This is a genomic window from Dyella sp. 2YAF14, assembly GCF_052114725.1.
GTDB lineage: Bacteria > Pseudomonadota > Gammaproteobacteria > Xanthomonadales > Rhodanobacteraceae > Dyella.
In genome coordinates, this window is sequence record NZ_JBFRFH010000001.1 from 661240 (window position 1) to 684890 (window position 23651).

A 23651-nucleotide genomic window follows, 5' to 3' on the forward strand; every position below is an offset into this window, starting at 1 on the left:
GAATGCTCAACATGGGGTTCAAGCGCAGCCAGGCAAGACTTCGGTCGCCATAACAAACCTCGCCATACAATGTCGCCATGAGCACGCCGCCGCGCCATGTACTGCTTGCCGGTGCCACCGGACTGACCGGGCATAAGCTGCTCGAGCTGTTGCTTGCGGATGACTCGGTGGAGCACGTCTACGCCCCCACGCGTCGGCCATTGGCGCCTCATCCGAAACTCGAGAACCCGGTGGGCATGGTCAGCCACCTGATCGCGCAGTTGCACGGACAAGCCGACACGGTGTTCTGTTGCCTGGGCACCACCATCGGCCAGGCCGGATCCCGCGAGGCGTTCCGCATGGTCGATTACGACCTCCCGCTATCGCTCGCCAAGCATGCGCATGCGCTTGGCGCCAGCCACTATCTGGTGATCAGCGCGCTGGGCGCGGATCCGACCTCGCGCTTGTTCTACAACCGCACCAAGGGCGAGTTGGAAGTAGCCTTGCAGAAACAGGAATGGCCGCGACTCACCATCGTGCGTCCATCGCTGCTGCTGGGTTCGCGCCATAAGCCACGCATGGGCGAAGTATTCGCCGCGCCCTTCTCGCGCGTACTGCCAGGACGCTGGCGCGGCATCTCGGCCGGCACGGTGGCCACCGCCATGTGGCGGCTGGCCAAGGCACCGGGTGGCGGCCTGCGCATCGTGGCGTCCGACGAACTGCAGCAACTAGGCGGCTGAAACTTGTATTGCCCGCAGCGGGAAACGTCGCATAAAAAAAGGCCGCCCATGAGGCGGCCTTTGACTGACGGTGACGTCCAAATTAGCTGCGAGCCAGCGCACCCGGGCGCTTGGCGCCAGCGAAACGCTGCGCCCAGTAAGACTGGTCCAGGCTGTCCACGCGCACGGTCTTGCCGCGCGAGGGCGAATGGATGAACTGGCCGTTGGCGATATAGATGCCCACATGCGACACGCGGCCCTGGCCACGCTTGCCGGCGGTGCGGAAGAACACCAGGTCGCCCGGCTTCATGTCGCCGCGATTGACGTTGAGGCCAGCCACGAACTGCGAAGCGGAGTTGGTCGGCAGCTCGAGGCCGACGGCATGGGCGAACACGTAGCGGACGAAGCCGCTGCAATCAAAGCCGGTGGACGGATCATGACCGCCGCGCACGTAACGGATGTCACGCAGCTGCATGGCCATGCCGATCAGGGTCTTGCGCAGGTCGGAGGTGTCGTTGGCCAGCGCGGCGACAGCGTTGACGCCGCTGTCCGGCATGCCGTCGCCATCGGCGTCGTCGTCATCGCCCAGGGCACCGGTGGTGCCGGCCGAGGCCTTGGCAGCGGCTTGGGCGGGAGCGGCGGACTGGGCAAGCATGGCTGCCGGCGAGAACAACGACAGCTGGCCCATCAGATTCGGTGTCACGGTAGCCGACGTCGGCGTGGAAGCCGGAGTGGCGGTCAGCGGTTCAGCAAAAAGCGGAAGGGAAGTAAGCAGTGCACCAGCAAGCGCAGCAGCGGCGAAAATTCGCTTTGTTCGCATGTGGGACACATCCCTTTGCAGTTCGTGGAAATCGCCGTCGTCAGGTCAACGGGCCGTGATCGAGGCGTGAACTTAGCAAAGGGATCTAGATCGTTTGTTCGGATGGGGTTAACTGTACCCTGTCGTTTCGAAACCTGGCACGGCCTATGCTTGGGGTGTGCCGCGTGATAAGTGACTGATTTATCGGTGAAAGCTGTGTCAAATTGGTTACATATTGACCAATTAGTGAACCAAATGTTCAGTTCGGTACCGTATGTTTTGTGAGCTGTCTCACACCGAAAATCGCCGTACCGAGCCGGATTTCGGTCGCGCCCTCGGCAATGGCGAGCGCGAAGTCGCCGCTCATCCCCATGGAAAGTCGAGCCAAATCATGGCCCTGGTCCAATCCGGCCGCACGCAGCTGGCGTAACTGGCGGAAGCAGGCGCGAACGGCCGCGGCATCGTCCGACTGGACGGCCAACGTCATAAGACCTCGCACCTTCAGACGGTCATAGGCGCGCAGGGCGTCCAGCAAGCCGGGCAGCTGATCGGGCGGCAGGCCGTGCTTGCTGTCTTCCGGCGAGGTCTTCACCTCGATCAGCACGTCGACGACGCGATCCTCGATCTCCAGGCGCCTTTGCAGAGCGTCGGCCAGCTCCAGCCGATCCAGCGACTGCACTTCGCTGGCCAGGCGGGCTACATCCTTAGCCTTATTGGTTTGGAGATGGCCGATCACCACCCACTCGATGCGCTCGCCCGCCAGCGCTTCGGCCTTGCTGCGAATCTCCTGCACCTTGTTCTCGCCGAAGCGATGCAGGCCCAGCGCCAGGGCGGCACGCACCACCTCCGGGCCGAACGTCTTGCTCACCGGCAGGATCGACACTTCGCCGGGATCACGCCCCGCCGCACGGCACGCCGCGTCGACGCGCTCGCGCACGGACGCCCAGTTCTCGGCGAGATAGGAAAGCTCGTTGCTGGAATCAGACATCGCTGAAAACCCTGCCAGAGACCGCACGGGCTTGCGTCCGGCTGCTGCCGGCGTCCTGCGCAGTCGGTTGCGTCGCCCCGGCATCGCGCCGGGGCGACGATCACGTTCAGGCCTTGGCGCCCTGCGCGTAGTGATGAGCCACCACGTCGGCCACCACCATCGACACCTTCTTGCCGGTGGGGATGTGCAGGAATTCGTTCGGGCCGTGCGCATTGGAGTGCGGGCCAAGCACGCCAGTGATCAGGAATTGCGCCTTGGGGAATTTCTCGCCCAACATGCCCATGAAGGGAATGCTGCCGCCCTCGCCCATATAGGCCGCCGGTGCGCCGAAATACGTTTCCGAGGCCTTGGCCACCGCTTCTTCCAGCCACGCCGACAGCTGCGGCGCATTCCAGCCGCTGCCGTCTTTCTCGAGCTTGAAGCTGACCTTGGCGCCGTACGGCGGATCCTTTTCCAGCAGCTGCTTCACCAGCTGACCCGCTTTCGCACCGGACAATGTCGGCGGCACACGCAGGCTGAGCTTCACCGAGGTCTTGGGACGCAGCACGTTGCCTGCGCTTTCCAGCGGCGGCATGCCATCCACGCCGGTGACCGCCAGCTGCGGACGCCAGGTGCGGTTGAGCACCAGCTCGGTGAGGTCTTCGGTGACCGGGTGCATGCCGGCCACAAAGGGGAACTTGTCGTAGATTGCCGTGCCCAGCACTTCGGCCGATTTCTTGGCCTGGTCGATGCGCTGCTGCGGGATGTCGACGTACAGCTCCTTGGGCTTGATCGCGCCGGTTTGCGGATCTTCCAGTCGGCTCAGCAGCTCGCGCAGGATGCGGAAGCTGGAGGGCACCACGCCGGACGCATCGCCCGAATGCACGCCCTCTTCCAGCACCTGCACGGTCAGCTCGCCACCGGTCATGCCGCGCAGCGAGGTGGTCAGCCACAACTGGTCGTAGTTGCCGCAGCCCGAATCCAGGCACACCACCAGCGACGGGTTGCCGATGCGGTCGGCGAGGTGATCGACGTAGTACGGCAGGTCGTAGCTGCCCGACTCTTCGCAGGCTTCGATCAGCACCACGCAGCGCGCATGGGGCACGCCCTGCTCCTGCAGCGCCAGCAGTGCGGCGAGAGAACCGAAGATGGCGTAGCCGTCGTCGGCGCCGCCACGGCCGTAGAGCTTGTCGCCTTTCAACACGGGCGTCCACGGACCCAGGCCTTCGGCCCAGCCGGTCATTTCCGGCTGCTTGTCCAGATGGCCGTACAGCACGACGGTGTCATCGCCCGTGCCCGGCACTTCGATGTAGATGAGCGGCGTACGGCCTTCCAGGCGCACCACTTCGAGCGTGGCGCCCGGCAGCGCGGAGAGCTTGCTGCGCGCCCACGTCTCCATCAGCTTCACGGCCGCATCCATGTAGCCGTGCTCCACCCACTTGGGATCGAACATGGGCGACTTGTTCGGAATGCGGATGTACTCGACCAGCTGCGGCACGATCTCGTCATCCCACAGTCCGCTGATGTAACGGTTGAGGCGAGCGGTATCCATGGACGACTCCTACAGCGTGGGAAAAGGCCGTCATTGTATCAGCACGTGCGAGAGGGGCCTGGCGTATCGACAAGCGCCCACGCGTCGTGACGGGCGATACCAGGTCACCCATTCCGCCGCTGCCGACAGCCACCAGCGCGGCGGCTGGGCACAGTCCTCGGGCGGCCACGAGAGGGCCGCATCCACCAAGGGAGGAGTGACCATGATCAAGCAGATCGCAGCAGCACTGTTGGTTCTTGCGCTGGCATGGCCGGCATTCGCCGCCACGCCCGTCAATGTCAATACGGCCGATGCCGCCACGCTGTCCAACTCGCTGGACGGGATCGGCCCGTCGAAGGCCAAGGCCATCGTGGCCTACCGCGAAGAACACGGCCCCTTCAAGACAGTCGCCGACCTGTCCCATGTCAAAGGGGTGGGACCCGCCACGCTGGAGCGCAACCGCAGCGCCATCCTGTTGACCGGCTCCGGTTCCTCGCCGGCACCCGCCGCGAAACTCGCCGCAAAGCCCGCCGCAGCAGCCGTCCCAGCCAAGGCAGCGCCCAAGGCGGCCAAGGGCGGCGGGCAATAACCAAACTGTGTCAACCACTTAAGTACACCAATCGCATTCGGCCGGTATGGAAACCCCGGCCGGATGCGCCTACACTCGCCCGCCTTGCCATCGGCATTGGGCTGTCATGATTGTTCCGCGTTATCGCATCGCCGCGTCGAACATCGCCGGCGCGGGCCAGGGGTTGTTCCTATTAGAGGACGTGTCAGCCGGGCAGATCGTCACGGCCCCGGACGCGATCGACCGCACGTATCGCTACGACGAACTGACTGGCTCGCCCGAGCTTTCGGCCCAGCTGTACGCGAGTGCGCGCTGGTTCGAGGACCGCTATACGGTCTCTCCGGACTGGCCGGACGAGTGCTATCTCAATCACAGCTTCGAGCCCACCGGGCTGTGGCATCTGGGCTTCGTGTTCGCGGCGGGCGATTTGCCTGCCGGCACGGAGATCACCGTGGACTACCGGCACCTGTTGCCGCCGGGTGAGGAAGAGGCTTTCACGGACGCGGCCACCGGACAGCCTATTGTTGGCCTGTCATGGACCGAAAGCCTACGGATGAGCACTCACGCATTGGCGGCCCTGCTCGATGGCACCCGACTTGCTTGCTGAAGATCATGATCGACATACCTGTTATTGAAACGGCGCGCCTGCGCCTTACCGCCCTCGCCGAACGGCATTTCGACGACTACGCCGCGATGCTCGCCGACCCCGCCAGCACCCGCTGGATCGGCGACGGCCAGCCGCTGGACCGCACCAACGCCTGGCGTTCGCTCGCCATGCTGATCGGCCACTGGCATCTGCGCGGCTACGGCATGTGGGCGCTGGAGCTGAAGGACACCGGCGAATTCATCGGTCGTGCCGGCCTGATGCGCCCTGAAGGTTGGCCGGACCTGGAACTGGGCTGGATGCTCAAGCCGGACTTCCGCCACCATGGCTACGCCACCGAAGCAGGCAGCGCCATTCTGGATTTCGCCTGGCACGCCCTGGGCTCGCCGCGCGTCATCAGCCTGGTGAAGATCGGCAACGAAGCTTCCGACCGCGTGGCCGAACGGCTGGGCGGCGAGCACATCGACGATATGGATTTCTTTGGCGCCCACAACCACGTGTTCGCCTATTACCCGCCCTGCACCGAAAAGCGTCGCGCCTGGGCATGAGCCAGCTGCAGCGGCTGTCCATGGAAGGTCTCCATGGCGCGCCCTGCGCCAAGGGCACGGCAGTCATCACCCCGATTGCCTGCGGACCGGACGACGAGGCCTGGCAGTGGCAAATGACCCTGATCGGGATGGAGCAGGAGGTCGATTTTCCAGCACATGCTGACCTGCGCCGGCACTTCGTGCCGCTGGACGCCCCGGTGGACATCGCCTTCCCCGATGGCCGCACCCAGCACGTCACCCGCTTCCAGATCGCCCAGTTCGACCAGAGCAACGACCCGCAGGCCTGCCTGCCGACCGCGCCGACCCGCACGTTCAACCTCAAGCTGCGAGGCGAGGCCCAGGGCGAGCTGATGGCCCGGCCCTTGAATGGCGCCATGGTGCTGCTGGCGCCCAACGGCTGGCGCTGGTTTCTGCTGTTGCTGTCCGGCCGCGCCAAGGTGATCGCCGATCACCGCTCGCAATCGCTGGAAGCCAACGACATGATGTGGATCGACCCGATCCCCGGTCACCCGGTACGCATCGAAGGTGGCGGCGAAATCGTGCTGGCGCGATTGCCTGCCGCCTGATTCATTCCTGGGTACTAGAGGCCCGACCGCCGACCCAGGCCCAGCGAGCGTCCCACATCGGCCAGCGCGAACAGGCGCGCGATGCGCATCCAGCCCAAGGCCGCCACGATGAGCTGGCTGAGCAGGAAGCCCCACAGCAAGCCCGACGCACCGACCGACACGGTGTGTATGCGGGCCAGGCCCAAGGCAAGCGCCATGGCGAAACCGATGGCGGTCAGCAGCAGGTAGACCAATAGCGTCGACACCGGTCGACGCAGCAGCTGCAGGAGGCCGCGCAGCATGGCGATCGACGCCGAACGCAATCCGACGTCGGCGATGAACGAGGCGCGCGCGGATTCCACCCAGGCCTGCGCTAGCACAACCACGACACCTGCTGCCCACCAGGCCACGTGTTGCGCGGTATCGGCCTGCGATTGAAGCGTGGCGAAATCGCCGCGATCGTCGGCGCGGTCCAGGCCCATCTGCACGAGCAGGCCAGCGAGCGCATAGGGCAGCACCGACCAGAGCATCAGCCGGAGCATGCGGCCGTATTCGACCAGTCCACCCTGCAAAAGCTGGGCAAATCCCAGCGTGCGCCCCGCCCGGCCGCTGGCCACCACCATGCCATTTAGCCACGGCAGCCACAGCAACATGAGCAAGCCGCTGGCCAGCCCCGCGCCATGCAACGTGGCGTGCTCGCGCGACAAGGCCACGGCCACATCGCTGAACATCAGGCCGTCGAACTGGCGCGCCCACTCATGTGTATGCGTGGAGCGGTCGAGCAAGCTACCGAGTGCCTGCAGCAAAGGGAGCGCCGCCACCAAAGTGGCGATCAACGTCGCCAGCAGCCACAGCAGCAACAAGCGCCACTGCAATGCGGCAAGCGGCGCCAGCGCCACGGCGCCCATATCGACACGACGAGCACTCTTGTAGGCCATCACAGCGTCACCAGGCATGCGTACAGCGACTGCAACAGTGCCGCGAGATCAGCCGTCCAGCGGCGCGAGGCCGAGGCGTCGGCCTTCACTGTGCGACTGTCATTGAGCTTGTTCTCGTCGAGCAGGATCTTATGCTCGGGATCGAGCTCGGCGGAGATCACCGCTGCCTCGCCGGTGAACACAAAGCGCTTCCAGCGGCGATCGTCGTCCCATGGAACGTCGACATGCGAACCGCCCGCAAACGTCACGCGCAGCAACTGCGGTACGGCGGCACCTTCACGCACTACCGTCACCGTACTGCGCACTTGATACGGACCATCCTCGTGCTTGCCGGCGTTGGGATGCGACTTCTTCCAGGCATCGCGCTTCTTCTCGACCTCGTCGTCGCGATCATCGGCGGTGAGCTCGGTACGCTGGCCATCCTTCATCCAGCTGCCCGCCTCGGGCAGTACTTTCATGGTGTCGATCGATGTCACGCGATCGTCGATACGCGCCGTGCCGTAGACGTACTGATCGAAGATCTCGTTGACCGCACGCGCGTTGCCGGAGACATCGATCAAGGTGGCGCGCAAGTCTGCCGCGGAGGGATGACGGAAGTGCCAGCGCCGATAGTATTCGCGCATGGCGCGTGCCATCACGTCCTTGCCCAGGCGCTCCTCCAGATCGTGCATGGCGGTGGCGGTGCGCGAATACACCGTGCCGTAGCTCGAACTGGAGTAACGATCCCAGCTGTTCTGTCCCAGCGGATCGAACGGATGCTGCAGCCCCGCGTCGAGTCGCTCAAACGTGAAGACGTCCATCGATGGCGTGATGCCGGCGCGCCGCAACCATGAGCTCGGCGTCAGCACGCGCTGGTTGCGTTCGCGCAGCATGCGTTCGTCCCAGTACTCGTTGATGCCTTCGTCCAGCATCGGCTCTTCGAATTCATTGGAGGCGAGCAGGCCGTAGAAGTAACCGTGGCCGAATTCGTGGATGGTCACGAAGTCGATATTCCACTGGTCCATGGTGTCTTTGTCGATCGTCTTGTCGCCTTCGGCGGTGAAGAAGGTCGGGTACTCCATGCCACCGGCTTCTTCCGCATTGAATGGCGGCACCACCGCGGTAACCGTGCGATACGGGTATGGCCCCAACGTCTCGGAAAAATAACTCAGCGAATCCAGCGTGGCCTTGAGCACAGGTTGCGCGCTGGCCACGTACTCGGGCGGATAAATCACGCGCACCGCCACGTTCGGGCTGCCCGGGCCCTGCCAGCTGCCATCGAGCGTGCGGAAGCCCTTGGCGGCCACCCAGGCGAAATCGTGCACGTCGCCCTGCACAAAGTGATAGGTCGTCTTGCCATTTTGTTCGGAAGGTTCGTCCTTCTGCGCGCCCACCGCCCCCACGGTGTAATCGGAGGGCACAGTGAGGCGCACGTCGTAGCTGCCGAAGTCGGCGTAGAACTCGCTGTTGAAGTGGAACTCGTGCACGTTCCATTGCACTTGCGTCGCGCCACGCTCGCCTGGCAGTTCGAGCACGCCGATCTTGGGAAACCACTGCGCCACCAGGTTGAAGTTGCCCCACCAGCCGGTACGTTCGATCACGCGCGGCAATTGGCTGACGAAATCGATATCCAGCGTGAGCGTGCCGCCGGCCGGCACGGGCTCGGCAAGATCGATCGCGGCCACGGTCTGGTCCGTGGCGGGGCCATCATCGGGATGCACGAAACGCCACTTCAGTGCAGCATTGCCCTGCTGCACGGTCTTGAGGTCCATCCAGCCCCATTCGCCTTTCTTCGGCGCTGCCTCGCCGCGCGAATGGCCATGCGCGGTAAGCACGCTGCGCTCGGTGAAGAAGGTACTGCCTTCGTTCTGGAAGGCATTGAGATAGAGATGCAGGTAGATGCGATTGACCGGCTGGCTGCTGCGGTTGCGCCAGGTCAGTTGCTCGCTGCCGGTGATGCTGTGCCTGGCTGCGTCCAGTTCGGCATCGATGCGATAAGCGACCACGCGATCGGATAAGGTCGCCTCTTTGCCTGTGCGCACACCACCCCACGCATCGGGCGCGCTAGCCTCACGCGGCGCATCAGCTTGAGGCTTGGCGAGCGGGATCACCGCTGGCGCAATCGGCGTACCGGGCGCCGGAACCGGCGCGTCCTGTGCAGAGGCCAGCGACGACAACGCCAGGCAGACCAGCGCCAAACCATGGCGCAGCGCGTGTTCCATCCGTGTTCCCATGTAACCCTCCCCCGAAGGAACGCCCAGCCTGCGGCATTCGCGCATGGCGCTCCTATAGGCCAAAGGTCACGGCAACTCAATAGACGTCGCGTCGGTAACGCCCGGCCTCGCGCAGTTGTTCGACCATGGCCTCGCCCAAGGCTTCGCGCAACACCGTGTCTACGCCGGGCGCCATGCCTGCGAGGCTGCCACACACATAAATCGCGGCGCCCTGTTCCACCCACTGACGCAACAGATCGCTCGATTCACGCAGGCGGTCTTGCACGTACACGCGCGAGATGCCTTCGCGAGACCATGCAAGATCGAGCCGTTCGATCGAGCCTTGCTGCTGCCATCGCAAGATCTCGTCGCGATGGTAGAAGTCGCGGGCATACTCGCGCTCGCCGAACAGCAACCAGTTGCGGTGCCGTCCTGCCTCGATGCGCGTCTTGAGCAACGCCCGCAGACCTGCCAGCCCCGTGCCATTGCCGATAAGCACGAGCGGGCGGTCGTCGACAGGCGCGTGGAACCCCGGGTTGGCGCGAATGCGCAGTCCGATATCACCGCCCAGCTGCGCGTGTTGGGTGAGCCAGCCCGAGCCGATGCCGGGCGAGCCATCCTTGCGCTGCATGCGCCGAACGAGCAGATGCACCGTGCCGTCCGATGGCACCGACGCAATGGAATATTCGCGATGCGGCAGCGGCTGCAGCGCCGCCACCAGCTCAGCTGGGGTGGTAAGCGATGCTTCGCTGCCTTCCGGCCAGTGACTGGCTGCCAGCCATTCGCGCAACGATGCGTGGCGTCCTTCGTGTTCGACCGATGCATCGCCGTCGAGTCCGTGCGTTGCCAACCACTGCTCCACCTCGGCCGCCGCGTGTCGCGGACCGATCTCCACCAGATCGCCGGCCTGCCATGTCGCCTGCCCTGTGTGCGGACGCAGCGCCAGATGGAAACACGGGTCACCCTGGCTCGCTGGATTGAGCAGCACGCGCTCGACCAGTTGCCAGCGTTGATAGTCCGGCTGCTGCCAGTCCGGCAGTTCGGCGGCGCCGGAGAGCAGCGCGAGATGGTGCTGCCAATGACGCAACGCTGACGGGTCGCCATTGTCTACTTCCACCGGATCGAACAGCGGTCTGGCACGGCTCTGCTGCAGCCAGTGCTGCAGCGCGCGGCCAAATCCGCAGAAATCGTCGTAGTCACTGTCACCGAGCGCGAGCAGGCCGTATTGCAGCGCTGGCAATGCTTGCGGGCTACGCATGCACTGAGTGACAAAGCGGGCCGCGCTATCGGGTGCATCCCCTTCGCCCGTCGTGCTCACCACGAACAACACGCGTTCTTCCTGCGATAGCGCAGCCACATCCAGTTGCCCAAGCTCGGTCAGTCGCACGGATGCGCCAGCCTGCTGGAGACTTTGCGCCGTCTGCAGCGCCCACTGCTCCGCCGTGCCGGTCTGGCTGGCAAAGGCGATGAGGATGGAATCACTCTGCGATGCGTTGACGGACGACACGCGTTCCGTCTGCCGTTGCGCGGCGCGCCGCCGATAGACCGCCAGCCAGGCGGTGAATCCTGCCCATGCCAGCAGTACGGCGAACGCACTGAGCCAACGCGTTGCACCTGGGTCGTGCCATTCCCATTCGCGCCGATGCAAGCCCATGAGCCCGATGACCAGGAGCGCCAGCAACGTGCAAAGGAGCACATTGCCCCAGGCGGGACGAGTCGACATGGCGGAAGGCGTGTTCATGAGGCCAGCGCAGCCTGGAACGCGGGCGACAGGTGTTCTTCCATGCCATGTGCGCCATGCACGATAAACATCACGGCGAGACCGCGCTCGGTGGCATACGTCAGCCCTTGTTCCGGCCCCAGTACCGTCATCAGCGTCCCGAGGGGATCCGCTTGCATCGCATCGTTGGCCAGCACGCTGACCGAGGCGACGGCGTGCGGCACGGGCCAACCGGTGCGCGGATCCACGTGATGCGAATAAGTCACGCCATCGGCCGTGAATTGGCGGCGATAGTCGCCCGATGTGGCGATGGCCCTGCCCGTGAGGCAGACCACCTGGCTGAGCTGGTCGGCATGCTGCACGGCGCCGGCGGCAGCGCCGGGACGTTCGATGCCGATGCGCCACGGCGATCCATCCGGTTTCCTGCCCTTGCCTTTCAATTCGCCGCCGACTTCGACCAGCCACGCGTCGATGCCGGCAGCGTCGAGACTGCGGCCGACCAGGTCGACGCTGTAGCCCTTGGCCACCGACGAAAGATCGAGATAGACGCCGCCGGGTTGATAGAGGCTATGGGTAGCGGCGTCCAGCTTGATCCGCCACCAGCCGATGCGTTCGCGCGCCGCGTCGATCGCCTCGCGCGACGGCGGTGCTTGCCGTGCGGCGTCGGGGCCGAAGCCCCAAAGATTCACCAGCGGTCCGACCGTGGGGTCGTACGCACCATCGCTAATACGTGCGAGCTCGAGCGCATGCTGCGCTACTTCGTAGCACTCGGCCGGCAACACATGCCAGGTGCCCGCCGGCGCCGCGTTGAAACGCGACAGCGGCGAGCTGGGCTTGTAGGTGCTCATCTGCCCATCGACCAGATCGAGCACGGCCTGGATGGTCTTGCTCCGCGATGCCAGCGACAACTGTGCCGGCATCACCGCGCGCACCGACCAGAACGTGCCCATGGTCTCGCCTTGCACGGATTGCACCACCAGTTCGCTCACCGATGCACCCATGGCTTCGATTCAGCACTCACGCCTTGCATTACTGCGGCAGCACTTCCAGCGTGGCGGCATACGACAGGCGACGCAGCTTGGCCTGCTTGATGCTGGACTTGTTGTCCTGCGTGCTGGCGTTCACCCAATACATGCCGGCGTGCGGCCAGGTGACGCTGAACTTGCCATCCTTGTCGGTGGTGACATCGATTTCTTCCGGCGCGTTGCGATAGCGCGTCTCGCCGGCAATCGCCATCACCTTCAGGTTCGACGCAGGATTGCCGTCCAGCAGCAGCTGGAACGTGGCCGCTTCACCCGAGGCCAGGTCGGTGACGCGCGTCACCGGTACCAGCTCGAGCCCCTTGCCGCTGGGTTTGAGCGCGCCATCGCTGGGCTTGCCGTTGGTGACGAAGGTTTCCACGCGGTTGATCGACTCGGACACTTCGACGTTCTTCGCGTTGGCAGGTATCGCCTTGGCCAGCTCCGCCGCGTCGCCGCGCCAGCGCTTCTTCTGGCCATCCAGTTCATAGTTGGCGAACAGACCGCCATTCACCGCGGCGATCTTGTAGGTGCCCGGCTGGGTCAGGTGCACGTCGAACACGCTGCGGTACTGGCCGGTGAGCGCGTTCTCCGGTTTGGCCGTCTGGCCGTCCGGCGTGGTGATGACCACGCGGTCCAGCTGCACCGCCATATGATCGGGATAGAACAAGTCGTTGGAAACGGCGGCATCCACCGTCACCCACGGATCGTTGCCGGATACATTGGTGGCCGACGGCACCAGCCACATCTTGTGCGCCTGCGCGGTAAGCGGCAGCGCCAGAGCCATGGCCAGCGCGCCCCACTTCAACGAATGCTTGATCATGATGTTGTTCTCCTTCGATTAGGGGGCGAGATCGACTTTGACGGCACCCAGCTCGCTGCTGCCTTGCGCGGCGAGCTGCTGGGGCGCGGCGGCCGGCCAGGTGAACGGCACGCGCACCACTTCGCGGCCGCCGGTTTCGCGGGCGGCCTCGACCACGAGTTCGTACTTGCCCGGGGCCAGCTCGGCCAGGGGCGCCTTGCCTTGATGGAAGCTCAGCTTCTGGTCGCCGGCCGGACGCGTCGCGCCGGATACGCCGTCCACCGGCATCTGCAGGTCGCGACCGCCGCGACGCCACCACTGGCGCAGCTCCGGCAGCCACTTGGTGCCGGCGCCTTCCTTCGATTCCTTCTGCGCATACCACACGGCCAGCTGGGCGGCGACGGAATGGTCTTCGCGCTCCACCCACACGGCGGTGTAGGGACGGTGGTATTCCGCCACATTGAGCTGCGGAATCTGCACGGTGACGTTGAGGTCGGCCGCAACAGCCGGGGCGGCCAGCAGGATCGCGGGGATGGTCAGGGAGAGACGGCGCATGGTGTCCTCGGTTGGGCGCGAGCAGAAACGGGGGGAAAAGGGGAAACGCGTATGGATGCGCGGCGGCCGACCATCATCGTGATGCGCGTGCGCACAGCTTTCATGTCAGTGGATGAAGATCAGCGCGAGCAACAACGGCAGTACCAGGCCGAAGATCACCAACGGCCACGTGGCGCCACGCTGCGCCGCATGCATCTTCAGCAGCAACAGCCCGGTGACCGCGAAGATCACGCAGGCCAGCGCAAACACGTCGATGAACCAGCCCCAGGCAGGTCCGGCATGACGGCCTTTGTGCAGATCGTTGAGATAGGCGATGACGCCGCGCGAACTGCGTTCGCTCTCCACCTTGCCGGTTTCGCGATCGATGCTTACCCACGCGTCGCCACCCGGGCGCGGCATGGAAAGATAGATTTCATCGGATGACCAGTCGCCGGTGCGCCCGCTCACGTCGACATCGAGTGCGGTCGACACCCAGTCCGCCACCGCGGCCGGCAAGGGCGCGCCCTTGCGTTCGTCATCGCCGCTCACGGCCTTGAGCAAGGCGGTAGGCAGGACGGCACTGTGATGCACGGTGTTGGCCTGCGCCTCGATCTGCCCGGCGTGGTTGAGCGTGAAGCCGGTGATGGCAAACAGCAGCATGCCGACCAGACATAGCGCCGAGCTGATCCAGTGCCATTGATGGAGCTGCTTGAGCCAGAACGCGCGGCTCGATCCCATCCGGTTGTTGTGCGACCGCGCCGCTGATTCCATGCCTGCCTTTCAGAGCCTTTGGATCATCTCTTGGATCAGCGCCAAACCACATGATGGGCCATGCAACTGAGTCGCGCGCCCGCTGTCTCAACATCCACCAGGGCGCTAAGCTTCCCACCATTGGGGCTGCCCGCTCCTGATGCAGGGCTGGAATGTTGCCACAAATGAGAATCACTCGCAATTCAACAATAATGGGTCGCGGGCGTCCCCACCCACTGACCCACCGCCCCTGCTGGATAACCCCATGCGCATACTGATCGCCGAGGATGACCCCTCCATTGCCGCCGGTGTCAGCGCCGCGCTGCGCCAGGGCGGCCATGCGGTGGATAGCGTCACCGACGGCGCCAAGGCCGACGCAGCGCTGCGCGACACCCCGTACGACCTGCTTATCCTCGACCTGGGCCTGCCCCACCTGGACGGCGCCGACGTGCTGCAGCGCCTGCGCAAGCGCGGCACCGGCCTGCCTGTGCTGGTGATCACGGCCCGCGAAGGCCTGCGCGAGCGGGTACGCGTGCTCGACCTGGGTGCCGACGATTACCTGGTGAAGCCTTTTGCGCTGGCCGAGTTCGAGGCGCGCGTGCGCGCCCTGCTGCGCCGCTACACCTCGCAGGGCGCACCCGAACTCACCATCGGAAGACTGCGGCTGGATCTTCCCGGTCATCGCGCCTGGATCGACGACAAGGCGCTGGAACTTACGGCGCGCGAATTCGGCCTGCTCGAAGCGCTCGCTGCACGCCCCGATCGCGTGACCAGCCGCGCCCAGTTGGTGGAAGCCCTCTGCAGCTGGGACGAAGAACTCACCGACAACGGCCTGGACATCGCCATCTATCGCCTGCGCCGCAAGCTGGCCGACTCAGGCACGCAAGTGCGCACCATCCGCGGCCTGGGCTATCTGCTGGAAGAAGTGAAGGAAGGCAAGGACGCCAAGGCATGAACCGGCCGGCGGCCAAGCAGGACGACTCCTGGCTTTATCGGATCATCGAACCGGATGGCCGGCCCAGCCTGCGCCATCGCCTGCTGTCGTCGCTGCTGGTGCCGCTGATGATGTTGCTGGTGGTCGAGAGCCTGATCACCTACGGCGGTGCGCTGATCTACTCCAACCACGTGCACGACCGCGATCTGGGCGACGATGCGATGACGCTCGCGCAGATGCTCAGCCAGGAAGACCTGGGCGGACAGATCTCGCCGCAGGCGCGCTTTCTGCTCGAGTACGCGCCTGAAGGCCACAACTATTTCAACGTCAGCAGCCAGAAGCACGGCTTGCTGGCCGGTTCTGCGGAATTGCAGCCGGCGCCGTTGAGCGGCGCCAGCTCCGATGGCGAGCCAGCGCTTTACACCACCTCGCTGGTCACGACCACGCAGAAGTTTCGCGAGCTGCGTGCGGCGACGGTGCGCATACCCAATCTGCAGGATCCGACCGACCAGCTTACGGTCACCATGGCCGAGACCTTCCACGATCGTCACCAGCGCGCGCGTGAAATCCTGCTGCTGAGCATCCCGGCCCAGGCCCTGCTGATCGCCAGCGTGTTCTTCCTGGTGCTGTACGGCGTGCGCGTGGGCCTGCGCCTGCTTGATCCGCTCACAGCGCGGCTGGCCGCGCGCGAACACGACCTCGCGCCGATCGGCGATGCCGATGTGCCGGTGGAAATCCTTCCGCTCACGCGCACCATCGACGGCCTGTTCGCACGCCAGCGCGGCATGCTGGCCTTGCAGGAACGCTTCATCGCCGATGCCGCGCATCAGCTGAAGACGCCGCTTGCCGGCTTGCGCGTACACGTCGAACGCGCCCAGGTTGATCCGAGCAAGGAAACGGTCACCGATGCCTTGCAGCACATCCTGCGACTCACCCAGCGTGCCAGTCGCACGTCCAGCCAGCTGCTCGCGCTGACGCGCGCACAATCGCCCGACCTCAACGAAACCGCGCCCTGTGTGCTGCTGGATCTCGCGCAGGTGATTCCCGAACTGCTGGGTGTGCGCGTGCACGATGCCATCGCCGCGGGCGTGGATCTTGGCTACGAGGGACCGGCCGGACCGGTGTGGATCGACGCCGATCGCCTTTCGCTGCAGGAGATGCTCGACAACCTGATCGACAACAGCCTGCGTTACGCGGGCCGTGGCAGCATTCTCACGATAGGCGTATCGGTGCTCAGCGAAGGTCCATGCGTGAGCGTGGAAGACAACGGGCCTGGCGTGCCGCCTGCCTTCCTTGAGCGCCTGGGCGAACGTTTCTTCCGCGTGCCGGGCATGACGGAAGAAGGCACGGGCCTGGGCTTGGCCATCGTGCAGCGTATTGCCGAGCGCCATCGCGCCACCGTGCGCTTTCTCAATGGCGCGACCGGTGGCCTGCGCGTGGAGATCCTGTTCTCGCCCGCACGCACCTCCCGCTCCGTCAGCTGAGCCTGCGCCGCGCGCAAGCGCAGCACCCGCGTTTGAATCGCCCTTTCAGAGCAGTCTGATGTATTTGTGCGGGCGAAGTCGTGGAACATGCATGGCCTAAAGCAAGGACCGGGCGCGCCCGACCTCGGCAGGTCGAACGCCGCACGTCCTTGCCTGTGCAGACGCCACGTACCGCGGGAACGTGGGCACGATGCCAACCACGACTCCCTGCGATGGCCAAGACCAGACAGCGCTCCATTTGGCAACACAACACGTCGCTGTTTCGACGTGTCGCCGCTGAATTTGGCCGCGACGACAAATTGCTTGCCGCACTTCCTCGACTGGCGCTCTCCGACCCCGATCCATCAGTGCGGCGAGCCGCCCTATCGCGCTGCGCTGATCTTGCAGTAGCCCAGGAAGCTTCGTACACCGAAACCGATCCGGAGAATCGCGCGCATGCCCGCGCCCTTTATTTCTCCTTGATGGCGGGCACCCACGAGCAAGCTCCCGAATTCGCCACCCGCCTGCGGCTGGTCGAGGTGCAAACCGATCGGGCGCTGATTCTGCATGTGGCGATCTACAGCCCGGAACCAGACTTGCGCGAGCTCGCGCAACAACGGCTGGAGAGCGACCGCTTTGCGGGAACCAGAGAAGTGATCGCGGATCTGGGCTTGTCCGACCCCATCTTCAACAAGGTCCGCTCCCGCGTGGTGCTGCGTCGTGCGATTGTCACGGCGGCCTGCGAAATTGAACGCGCCCTGGCCGCCCATGACGCCAAGTCGGCGCTCACCTGGACCGACGCCATGGAACGCTTTGTCGGCGACCGGCCGGCGCGCTGGCCATTGCCGCATTACGTGGCGCGCGTGAGCAGACTGTTGCAGCAGGCATTGTTCAGCCCGCCAGTACCGACGATCACTCCACCGCCGCTGCAGGACACGTATTTTCCGCCGCTGAGATTCAATCTGGCACCCGGCGCCATCCACCCGACATGACTACACGTGGTCGCATGTTCAATCGCAAACGCCCGACACAAGTCGCACACACCCTCGCCACCAGCCTGATCGCTCACGGAACCCGCATCACGGGTGACGTCAACTTCGAGGGCAGCTTGTTCCTCGAGGGTGAGATCGATGGGCAAGTCATGGCGATCGAGCCAGGCGCCCTGCTGACGATCGGCGAGCAAGGCCTCGTGCAGGGAGATATACGCGTCCCGGCGGCGATCATCCATGGCAGCGTCTGCGGGGATGTATACGCGATGGAACGGCTCGAACTGGCAGCGACAGCTCGCGTTTCCGGCAACGTTTGCTATGGCTCGATCGTGGTGATCGCTGGCGCGCAGATCGATGGTCGGCTGCAGCATTGCGCTTCGCGCAGCGATGCCGGCACTGCGTTGCCTGCTGCGCCCGCCAACGCGATAGCGGTTGCCGTCCCGGAAATCACCGCCGGTTTCAGCGAAGCCGGCGAAGCAAGCTCGCCCCCCTCGCTCATCGCTCACGCGAGCGACTCATCCATGCATGGCACTGAGGCGACCGGGCTCAATTCCCTATCGGATAGGCGATCGCGCAAGCGCAACCGACACGATACGAGCAAGCACAACGCCTGATACGACTTGCCCCGCTCGAAGGCGGGGCAAGGCTTCAACGCTACACGACTTGCGATGGGCTCAGCCGACGCGAGGCTCGGACTTCAACGCCGTGACCAGCACTTCAACGCGGCGGTTCGCGGCAAGGCAGGCAATCAAGGCGCTGCGTTCGGTCAGGGCGCATGCCTCCACCGGATTGCGCTTGCCGCGACCTTCGGCCTGGATCAGGCGACTGTCCACGCCGTGCGAGATCAGATAGCCCTTCACCGTGTCGGCCCGCTTCTGCGAAAGCGCATCGTTGTAGGCATCGCTGCCCAGACGGTCGGTGTGACCGATCACGCGCACGCTTTGCACCTGGCCGGCATGCACGATGATGCCCTGGGCGAGCTGGTCAAGCTTGGCGCGACCTTCGGCCGACATAGCCGACAGTCCCGCCCGATCGAATGCGAACAGCGCATCCGAGCCTAGCGTGAACCGCTCGGTGTTGATGACGGGAGCCACGACGACCGGCGGGGGCGCCGGCGCTTTGGCCACCTGCTGGAAACGCGCACACTCCTCGGGCAGCCAGTAGAAACGTTGCGCCAGCTTGTCGGTGTCGAACAAAACCTTGAACTGGCAAGTCACCACGTGATCACTCTGCGCCGGTTCGCGGAAGTTGAAGACGTAGTTCCACTCGCGCACGCCCCATATACCCTCGCTGAAATGGGGGTAGCCAATCAGATCGCTGACCTGTTGCTTGTTCAGGCCCGCGTGCACGTGGACCAGGTTGTCGAGGTTGGGAAAGGTTCCGCCCTTGTGCAGCGGCGTGGTGTCGTCGATGTGCGGCCAATTGATGGAGTCGGCAGACTGACCATCCGCGTGGACGTTTCGACTCACATTGCCGCAGGCCGCCAGTGCGAATGCGGCCGCCAGCAAGAGTGGCGCGAGCTTGAAGAACTTGGTGTTGATGTGCATGTTTTTTTGCAAGCCTTTATGTCGATGAATACAAGAGCCACGAAGATCTCTCTGCCGCAACGGCAGAAGGATCTTCATGGCCGGTCCTTACCAGGCCATGCCCGCGCCCACACCCACGCCAAGACCGTCCTGCTGCGAGCCGGTCGCACTGGCCTTGAGGATGTAGCGACCACTTTCAGTGATCGTGGACAGGCCGACCGAAATCGCGTTCTGCCCGTGGTAATTGCCGATGCCCACGCCCACGACGCTTTGATTGGGCTGATAGGCCTGCGGAATATTGGCCGTTGCCAGCGCGGAAGCCGTACCGGCATAAGCACGCTTGCCCATCTGGTTGATCTGCTGGTCGGTGTAGTTCTTTGCCCAGTTCTGCGTATTGACCACCGCGTCATTGAGCTGTCCCACATTCACCGCATCCGTGGTCGCCGTCCCCGCCTGCACGTTGTGGATGCTGGCGCCGCCACCATTGGGATTAAGCGTGACCGCGTTGTAGTTGATGGAGCCATCGCTGTTGACGTCGTACTGCACGCCACCTGCCTGCGCTGCCTTCAACTGACTCACGTTCACCGCATCCGTGCCCTGCGAACCCGCAGCAACATTCGTGATCTGACGCTCGTTGCCCGACGAACCCATCGACACCGCGTTGGCTCGATCGGCGACAGAGGCATTGCCGATAGCGACGCTGTTGTTGGCGCTCGCTTGCGAGCCATTACCCAGCGCCAGGCTGTTGTCACCCGAGGCCGTTGCACCTGCACCGCCTGCGGCCGAGTTGTTGCCGGTGGGCGTCGGGGTCGGCGCCTTCTGGTCGGTGCTGGTCTGGAACATGCCGGCCTGCCCCGTGCTGATGTTGGTGATATCGCCGGCAATGTGGTTGACCGTGTTCTCGACGGTGGTCACGCGGCCATCGATCTTGTCGACTGCCTGGTTGGTCGCATACAGCTGCGAGCCATTAACTGCGTCGGTGCTGGTGGACGAGAGCGTGCCCGCCGCCACGTTGGTGATGGTGCGTTCCTGCCCCGTCGCGCCCACGCTCACCGTGCCGGTGGGATTGGCGCCGGCAAAGGTGTAGTTGTCACCGGCGATGGTGGCTCCTGACGTGCCCTTCACTGGCCCCGTCGTCGAGTTCGCACCCAGCGCGACACTGTTGTTGGTGCTTGCTGCAGCGCCATGGCCGATAGCCACACTGTCGGCACCCGTGCTCACTGCCTGGGGGCCGACTGCCACCGAATTGGAGCCCACCGCCTGCGAGTCGGCCAGCGACGAATTGGCATGGAAGTACTTGATGCCGCCGCCACCGTTGATGGTGTTGATCGTGCCGTTGAGCACGTCTACCGCCTGATTGGTGGCATACAGCTGCGAACCATTGACGGCATCCGTGCTGTCGCTGGAGAGCTGGCCCGCAGCCACGTTGGTGATCTGACGCTCATTGCCCTTGCTGCCCACGCTCACCACGCTGGTGGGGTTGGTACCGGCGAATTGGTAGGTCTGCCCAGCCACGGTGACGCTGGAGATCGGATTGCTCCTGGAGGTGACCGAGCCTGCACCCAGCGCCACGTCGTTGTCATTGTTGGCCTGGGCGTTGCTGCCCATGGCCGTGGACGATGCGCCGGTGGCCATGGCGCCCACGCCCGCAGCGATGGCATTGGCACCGGTGGCGCCATCGTTGTTGTAGTTGCCGCCCTGCGTCCCGCCGTCGTTGACGCTGTAGTAATGCGTCTTGGCGCCATTCACCGTGGTGGTGAGCTGGCTGACGTTCACCGCATCGGTCGGCGCCGTGCCGGCGGTGACGTTGGTGATCTTCGTGCCACCCGCATCGATGCCGTTGACGGTGACGCTGGGACCACCGGTGATCACTACACCGTTGGTGTCGATGGTGGTGTTGCCGGTGGTCACGCTGGTGAATTCCGGCTTGTCGGTCATCTCGATCTGCAGGACACCGTTCGCATCCACCTCAGTCCTGAGGTTGTCACCAACATAGGTGCCTGCCGTAGTGCCCTTGCCCTGGATCGACATGGTGTCGCCCAATTTCTTCTGTACCGTGCCGGTGTTGCCGGCAAAGCTCAGCGGCGTATCGGCCATGTCATCCAGCTGCGACTTGTTCACCGCATCGCTGGGCGCCACGCCGTCCGCGACATTGGTGATCTTGGTGCCGCCGGTCTTGCTCACCGGATCGTAAGTAGGACCGCCCAGCGTGACGCTGTCGTGCGCGCCGGTGTCGTAAATCACGGCATCGGCGGTGGCGCCCTTGAGCTGTGCCACGTTCACCGCATCGCTGTCGGCCGTACCGGCGGCCACGCCGGTGATCTGGCGGAACTTATTGCTGGCCGCATCACCCACGCTGACGCCACCGAGCGTGCTCGCGGTGGCATTGATCGCTGCCGTCTGCGCTGTGGTCGCCGTTACCGGCACATAACCAGCGATGCCTGCTGCCGTATTTGCCACTGACTTGCTGCCGATGGCCACACCATCGGCCACCAAAGCCTTGGCGCTATTGCCCAGCGCGATCGAACTGTCGGCGCTGGCGGTGGCGCCGTAGCCGCCGGCCAGCGTCCTGGCACCGGCCGCATTCGCCCCAAATCCCACGGCCGTGCTACCGAAACCCGTGGCGCTGGTGGTCGATCCCAAGGCAGTCGCCGTGTCGGAAAGCGCTTGAGCGTTCGCACCCACGCCGGTCGTCATCAGACCGATCGACACGGAACCATCACCCACCGCAACCGACGACGTGCCGGACGCACTCGCATTGGGACCGACGGCCACTGCCGAGTTGCCAGCCGCCCCGGCGCTCATGCCTGCGGCCAAGGCGTTCGTGCCGGTGGCGCCGTCGTTGTCGTAGTTGCCGCCCTGTACGGCGCCATCGTTGACGCTGAAATAGTGCGACTTGGCACCATTCACCGCAGTGGAAAGCTGGTTGACGTTCACTGCATCCGTGAGCGCCGTACCTGCGGCAACATTGCCGATCTTCTGTCCGCCGGCATTGATGCCGTTGGCGGTCATGCTGGGACCACCCGTGATCACCACACCGTTGGTATCGATGGTGGTGTTGCCCGTCGTGACGCTGGTGAACTCCGGCTTGTCGGTCATCTCGACCTGCAATACGCCGCTCGCGTCCACCTCGGTCCTGAGGTTGTCGCCGACGTAGGTGCCGGACGTGGTGCCCTTACCCTGGATCGACATGGTGTCGCCCAGTTTCTTCTGCACCGTGCCCGTGTTGCCAGCGAAGGTCAGCGGCGTATTGGCCAGATCGTCCAGCTGCGACTTGTTCACCGCATCGCTTGGGGCCACGCCGTTGGCGACATTGGTGATCTTGGTGCCGCCGGCCTTGGTGACCGGGTTATAGGCGGGACCGCCCAGCGTGATGCTGTCGTGCGCGCTGCTGTCGTAGAGCACGGCATCGGCGGTGGCGCCCTTGAGCTGGGCAACGTTCACTGCATCGCTGTCCGCCGTACCTGCGGCCACGCTGGTGATCTGGCGGAACTTGTTGGTCGCGGCATCGCCCACGCTCACCGCACCGAGCGTGCTCTTCGTCGCGTTGATAGCCGCGGCCTGCGCCGCCGTCGCCGTCGCTGGCACGTAGCCGGCAATGCCCGCTGCCGTGTTGGCGGCTGACTTGCTGCCGAGGGCGACGCCATCGGCGACCAAGGCCTTGGCACTATTGCCCAAGGCAGTCGAATTATCACCGCTGGCGCTGGTGCCATAGCCGGAAGCCAAGGCACGGGAACCGGCCGCATTCGCGCCGTAGCCCACGGCCGTACTGCCGAATCCGGTGGCACTGGTGGTTGATCCCAACGCGGTGGCGGTGTCGGCGATCGCCTGCGCGCCCGCGCCAACGCTGGTGGTCATCAGACCAGTGGAAACCGAACTGTCGCCCATGGCGATCGCGGAATTGCCGGAAGCGCTCGCGTCGGTGCCGACGGCCACGCCCGAGCTGCCGGCAGCGCTCGCGCCAACACCTGCCGCAAGAGCGTTTGCTCCCGTCGCACCGTCGCTGTTGTAGTTGCCGCCCTGCACACCGCTATCGTTGACGCTGTAATAGTTGGCCATCAGGGCCAGGCCAGCCTTGAGCCCGGAGCCCGTGGCCGACATGGCAGGTGCGGAGAGTCCGCCGACCAACAAGGCGCCTGCAATGGCAAGACTCAGCTTGGCCGATCCCGGCTTCTTGTGGCCCTTGGCCAACTCAGAAGCGACCACGAAGCACTGCTTCTGGGCATCCCAAACGACGTTATAGATTTTGTTCACGACAAGTCCTTTCCAGCGAACGAAGGCAGCAACGTAAAATCGCCGCCATGCTAGAAATCACTTGAACTTGAACAAATAAGGCGCGCTCTCAAATGCACTTCAGTCGATTTCTCTACCGAGAGAAAATGTCCGACTTTTCATTGCACTTGCTTGCGGTGTCAGCGAGTGACCACAAGCAGTCGGCCTGCGCGCTGTCGCTTAGATGAGTGCATGGATGAGAGGTAACTCGCTCGAGCCGACAAACGCCGCCCAAAAAAATACGGCGATGCA

At 64.5% G+C, this 23651-nt stretch carries 21 protein-coding genes; 9 read left to right on the forward strand and 12 right to left on the reverse strand.

Going from position 1 to position 23651, the window contains the following annotated elements; all coding sequences use genetic code 11:
- Window positions 1-77 precede the first annotated feature (77 nt).
- Window positions 78-719 carry an NAD(P)H-binding protein gene (locus tag AB4Y82_RS03160; RefSeq protein WP_441602661.1) on the forward strand — a complete coding sequence of 214 codons (642 nt, stop codon included), beginning with the start codon at window positions 78-80 and terminating at the stop codon, window positions 717-719.
- Window positions 720-801: 82 nt separating this feature from the next.
- Here AB4Y82_RS03160 and AB4Y82_RS03165 read toward each other — a convergent pair whose 3' ends face one another.
- From AB4Y82_RS03165 to AB4Y82_RS03175, 3 genes are all read right to left on the reverse strand, one after another.
- Entirely contained in the window at window positions 802-1518 is a 717-nt protein-coding gene (locus AB4Y82_RS03165) for a C40 family peptidase (RefSeq protein WP_441602660.1), read from the reverse strand.
- A 238-nt stretch (window positions 1519-1756) separates the two neighbouring features.
- Window positions 1757-2485, reverse strand: a complete 729-nt coding sequence (locus tag AB4Y82_RS03170) for a YggS family pyridoxal phosphate-dependent enzyme (protein WP_441602659.1) — start codon at window positions 2483-2485, stop codon at window positions 1757-1759.
- A 106-nt stretch (window positions 2486-2591) separates the two neighbouring features.
- Window positions 2592-4016: a M20 family metallopeptidase gene (locus AB4Y82_RS03175; protein ID WP_441602658.1), complete on the reverse strand. Its 1425-nt coding sequence runs from the start codon at window positions 4014-4016 to the stop codon at window positions 2592-2594.
- 202 nt (window positions 4017-4218) lie between these two features.
- Between AB4Y82_RS03175 and AB4Y82_RS03180 the strand changes: the two genes are divergently transcribed.
- The 4 genes from AB4Y82_RS03180 to AB4Y82_RS03195 all read left to right on the forward strand — a co-directional run bounded on the left by AB4Y82_RS03180 (window position 4219) and on the right by AB4Y82_RS03195 (window position 6281).
- Window positions 4219-4584, forward strand: a complete 366-nt coding sequence (locus AB4Y82_RS03180; RefSeq protein WP_441602657.1) for a ComEA family DNA-binding protein — start codon at window positions 4219-4221, stop codon at window positions 4582-4584.
- A gap of 106 nt (window positions 4585-4690) precedes the next feature.
- Window positions 4691-5170 (forward strand): SET domain-containing protein, encoded by a 480-nt coding sequence (locus tag AB4Y82_RS03185; protein WP_441602656.1) that lies wholly within the window; start codon window positions 4691-4693, stop codon window positions 5168-5170.
- Window positions 5171-5175: 5 nt separating this feature from the next.
- The gene (locus AB4Y82_RS03190) at window positions 5176-5715 is read left to right on the forward strand and encodes a GNAT family N-acetyltransferase (RefSeq protein ID WP_441602655.1); all 540 of its coding nucleotides are present in this window, start codon (window positions 5176-5178) and stop codon (window positions 5713-5715) included.
- Window positions 5712-6281, forward strand: coding sequence for a HutD family protein (locus AB4Y82_RS03195; RefSeq protein WP_441602654.1), 570 nt, complete (start codon window positions 5712-5714; stop codon window positions 6279-6281). Before AB4Y82_RS03190 ends, AB4Y82_RS03195 begins: the two co-directional genes overlap by 4 nt.
- Window positions 6282-6295: 14 nt before the next feature.
- Here AB4Y82_RS03195 and AB4Y82_RS03200 read toward each other — a convergent pair whose 3' ends face one another.
- From AB4Y82_RS03200 to AB4Y82_RS03230, 7 genes are all read right to left on the reverse strand, one after another.
- Entirely contained in the window at window positions 6296-7198 is a 903-nt protein-coding gene (locus AB4Y82_RS03200; RefSeq protein ID WP_441611106.1) for a hypothetical protein, read from the reverse strand.
- Window positions 7198-9411, reverse strand: a complete 2214-nt coding sequence (locus AB4Y82_RS03205; protein WP_441602652.1) for a M1 family metallopeptidase — start codon at window positions 9409-9411, stop codon at window positions 7198-7200. Before AB4Y82_RS03205 ends, AB4Y82_RS03200 begins: the two co-directional genes overlap by 1 nt.
- A 76-nt stretch (window positions 9412-9487) precedes the next feature.
- The gene (locus AB4Y82_RS03210) at window positions 9488-11131 is read right to left on the reverse strand and encodes a sulfite reductase subunit alpha (protein ID WP_441602651.1); all 1644 of its coding nucleotides are present in this window, start codon (window positions 11129-11131) and stop codon (window positions 9488-9490) included.
- Window positions 11128-12111: an FAD:protein FMN transferase gene (locus AB4Y82_RS03215; protein WP_441602650.1), complete on the reverse strand. Its 984-nt coding sequence runs from the start codon at window positions 12109-12111 to the stop codon at window positions 11128-11130. Before AB4Y82_RS03215 ends, AB4Y82_RS03210 begins: the two co-directional genes overlap by 4 nt.
- A gap of 28 nt (window positions 12112-12139) precedes the next feature.
- Window positions 12140-12952: a DUF4198 domain-containing protein gene (locus AB4Y82_RS03220; protein WP_441602649.1), complete on the reverse strand. Its 813-nt coding sequence runs from the start codon at window positions 12950-12952 to the stop codon at window positions 12140-12142.
- An 18-nt stretch (window positions 12953-12970) separates the two neighbouring features.
- Entirely contained in the window at window positions 12971-13486 is a 516-nt protein-coding gene (locus AB4Y82_RS03225) for a DUF2271 domain-containing protein (protein ID WP_441602648.1), read from the reverse strand.
- Window positions 13487-13591: 105 nt separating this feature from the next.
- The gene (locus AB4Y82_RS03230; RefSeq protein WP_441602647.1) at window positions 13592-14236 is read right to left on the reverse strand and encodes a PepSY-associated TM helix domain-containing protein; all 645 of its coding nucleotides are present in this window, start codon (window positions 14234-14236) and stop codon (window positions 13592-13594) included.
- Window positions 14237-14480: 244 nt separating this feature from the next.
- Here AB4Y82_RS03230 and AB4Y82_RS03235 point away from each other — a divergent pair, with 244 nt between their 5' ends.
- The 4 genes from AB4Y82_RS03235 to AB4Y82_RS03250 all read left to right on the forward strand — a co-directional run bounded on the left by AB4Y82_RS03235 (window position 14481) and on the right by AB4Y82_RS03250 (window position 18215).
- Complete coding sequence (locus AB4Y82_RS03235; RefSeq protein ID WP_046969994.1) at window positions 14481-15170, forward strand: response regulator; 690 nt, start codon at window positions 14481-14483, stop codon at window positions 15168-15170.
- Window positions 15167-16633 (forward strand): ATP-binding protein, encoded by a 1467-nt coding sequence (locus AB4Y82_RS03240; RefSeq protein WP_441602646.1) that lies wholly within the window; start codon window positions 15167-15169, stop codon window positions 16631-16633. The genes AB4Y82_RS03235 and AB4Y82_RS03240 overlap by 4 nt, the downstream gene beginning before the upstream one ends.
- Window positions 16634-16845: 212 nt before the next feature.
- Window positions 16846-17604: a hypothetical protein gene (locus AB4Y82_RS03245; RefSeq protein WP_441602645.1), complete on the forward strand. Its 759-nt coding sequence runs from the start codon at window positions 16846-16848 to the stop codon at window positions 17602-17604.
- A gap of 14 nt (window positions 17605-17618) precedes the next feature.
- The gene (locus AB4Y82_RS03250) at window positions 17619-18215 is read left to right on the forward strand and encodes a bactofilin family protein (protein WP_441602644.1); all 597 of its coding nucleotides are present in this window, start codon (window positions 17619-17621) and stop codon (window positions 18213-18215) included.
- Window positions 18216-18275: 60 nt separating this feature from the next.
- Here the strand turns inward: AB4Y82_RS03250 and AB4Y82_RS03255 are convergent, their stop codons facing one another.
- Both AB4Y82_RS03255 and AB4Y82_RS03260 read right to left on the reverse strand, forming a co-directional pair.
- On the reverse strand, window positions 18276-19148 hold the full coding sequence (locus AB4Y82_RS03255; protein WP_441611107.1) for an OmpA family protein: 873 nt from the start codon (window positions 19146-19148) through the stop codon (window positions 18276-18278).
- Window positions 19149-19235: 87 nt separating this feature from the next.
- Window positions 19236-23381 (reverse strand): ESPR-type extended signal peptide-containing protein, encoded by a 4146-nt coding sequence (locus AB4Y82_RS03260; RefSeq protein ID WP_441602642.1) that lies wholly within the window; start codon window positions 23379-23381, stop codon window positions 19236-19238.
- Between the last annotated feature and the right edge of the window lie 270 nt (window positions 23382-23651).

Bases quoted from the DNA above. Each gene is read 5' to 3' on its own strand.
- AB4Y82_RS03175 (WP_441602658.1), bottom strand. From the start codon at position 4,016: ATGGATACCGCTCGCCTCAACCGTTACATCAGCGGACTGTGGGATGAC.
- AB4Y82_RS03165 (WP_441602660.1), bottom strand. From the start codon at position 1,518: ATGCGAACAAAGCGAATTTTCGCCGCTGCTGCGCTTGCTGGTGCACTG.
- AB4Y82_RS03225 (WP_441602648.1), bottom strand. From the start codon at position 13,486: ATGCGCCGTCTCTCCCTGACCATCCCCGCGATCCTGCTGGCCGCCCCG.
- AB4Y82_RS03170 (WP_441602659.1), bottom strand. From the start codon at position 2,485: ATGTCTGATTCCAGCAACGAGCTTTCCTATCTCGCCGAGAACTGGGCG.
- AB4Y82_RS03190 (WP_441602655.1), top strand. From the start codon at position 5,176: ATGATCGACATACCTGTTATTGAAACGGCGCGCCTGCGCCTTACCGCC.
- AB4Y82_RS03195 (WP_441602654.1), top strand. From the start codon at position 5,712: ATGAGCCAGCTGCAGCGGCTGTCCATGGAAGGTCTCCATGGCGCGCCC.
- AB4Y82_RS03220 (WP_441602649.1), bottom strand. From the start codon at position 12,952: ATGATCAAGCATTCGTTGAAGTGGGGCGCGCTGGCCATGGCTCTGGCG.
- AB4Y82_RS03215 (WP_441602650.1), bottom strand. From the start codon at position 12,111: ATGGGTGCATCGGTGAGCGAACTGGTGGTGCAATCCGTGCAAGGCGAG.
- AB4Y82_RS03160 (WP_441602661.1), top strand. From the start codon at position 78: ATGAGCACGCCGCCGCGCCATGTACTGCTTGCCGGTGCCACCGGACTG.
- AB4Y82_RS03250 (WP_441602644.1), top strand. From the start codon at position 17,619: ATGTTCAATCGCAAACGCCCGACACAAGTCGCACACACCCTCGCCACC.
- AB4Y82_RS03200 (WP_441611106.1), bottom strand. From the start codon at position 7,198: ATGGCCTACAAGAGTGCTCGTCGTGTCGATATGGGCGCCGTGGCGCTG.
- AB4Y82_RS03210 (WP_441602651.1), bottom strand. From the start codon at position 11,131: ATGAACACGCCTTCCGCCATGTCGACTCGTCCCGCCTGGGGCAATGTG.
- AB4Y82_RS03235 (WP_046969994.1), top strand. From the start codon at position 14,481: ATGCGCATACTGATCGCCGAGGATGACCCCTCCATTGCCGCCGGTGTC.
- AB4Y82_RS03185 (WP_441602656.1), top strand. From the start codon at position 4,691: ATGATTGTTCCGCGTTATCGCATCGCCGCGTCGAACATCGCCGGCGCG.
- AB4Y82_RS03240 (WP_441602646.1), top strand. From the start codon at position 15,167: ATGAACCGGCCGGCGGCCAAGCAGGACGACTCCTGGCTTTATCGGATC.
- AB4Y82_RS03245 (WP_441602645.1), top strand. From the start codon at position 16,846: ATGGCCAAGACCAGACAGCGCTCCATTTGGCAACACAACACGTCGCTG.
- AB4Y82_RS03180 (WP_441602657.1), top strand. From the start codon at position 4,219: ATGATCAAGCAGATCGCAGCAGCACTGTTGGTTCTTGCGCTGGCATGG.
- AB4Y82_RS03205 (WP_441602652.1), bottom strand. From the start codon at position 9,411: ATGGGAACACGGATGGAACACGCGCTGCGCCATGGTTTGGCGCTGGTC.
- AB4Y82_RS03255 (WP_441611107.1), bottom strand. From the start codon at position 19,148: ATGCACATCAACACCAAGTTCTTCAAGCTCGCGCCACTCTTGCTGGCG.
- AB4Y82_RS03230 (WP_441602647.1), bottom strand. From the start codon at position 14,236: ATGGAATCAGCGGCGCGGTCGCACAACAACCGGATGGGATCGAGCCGC.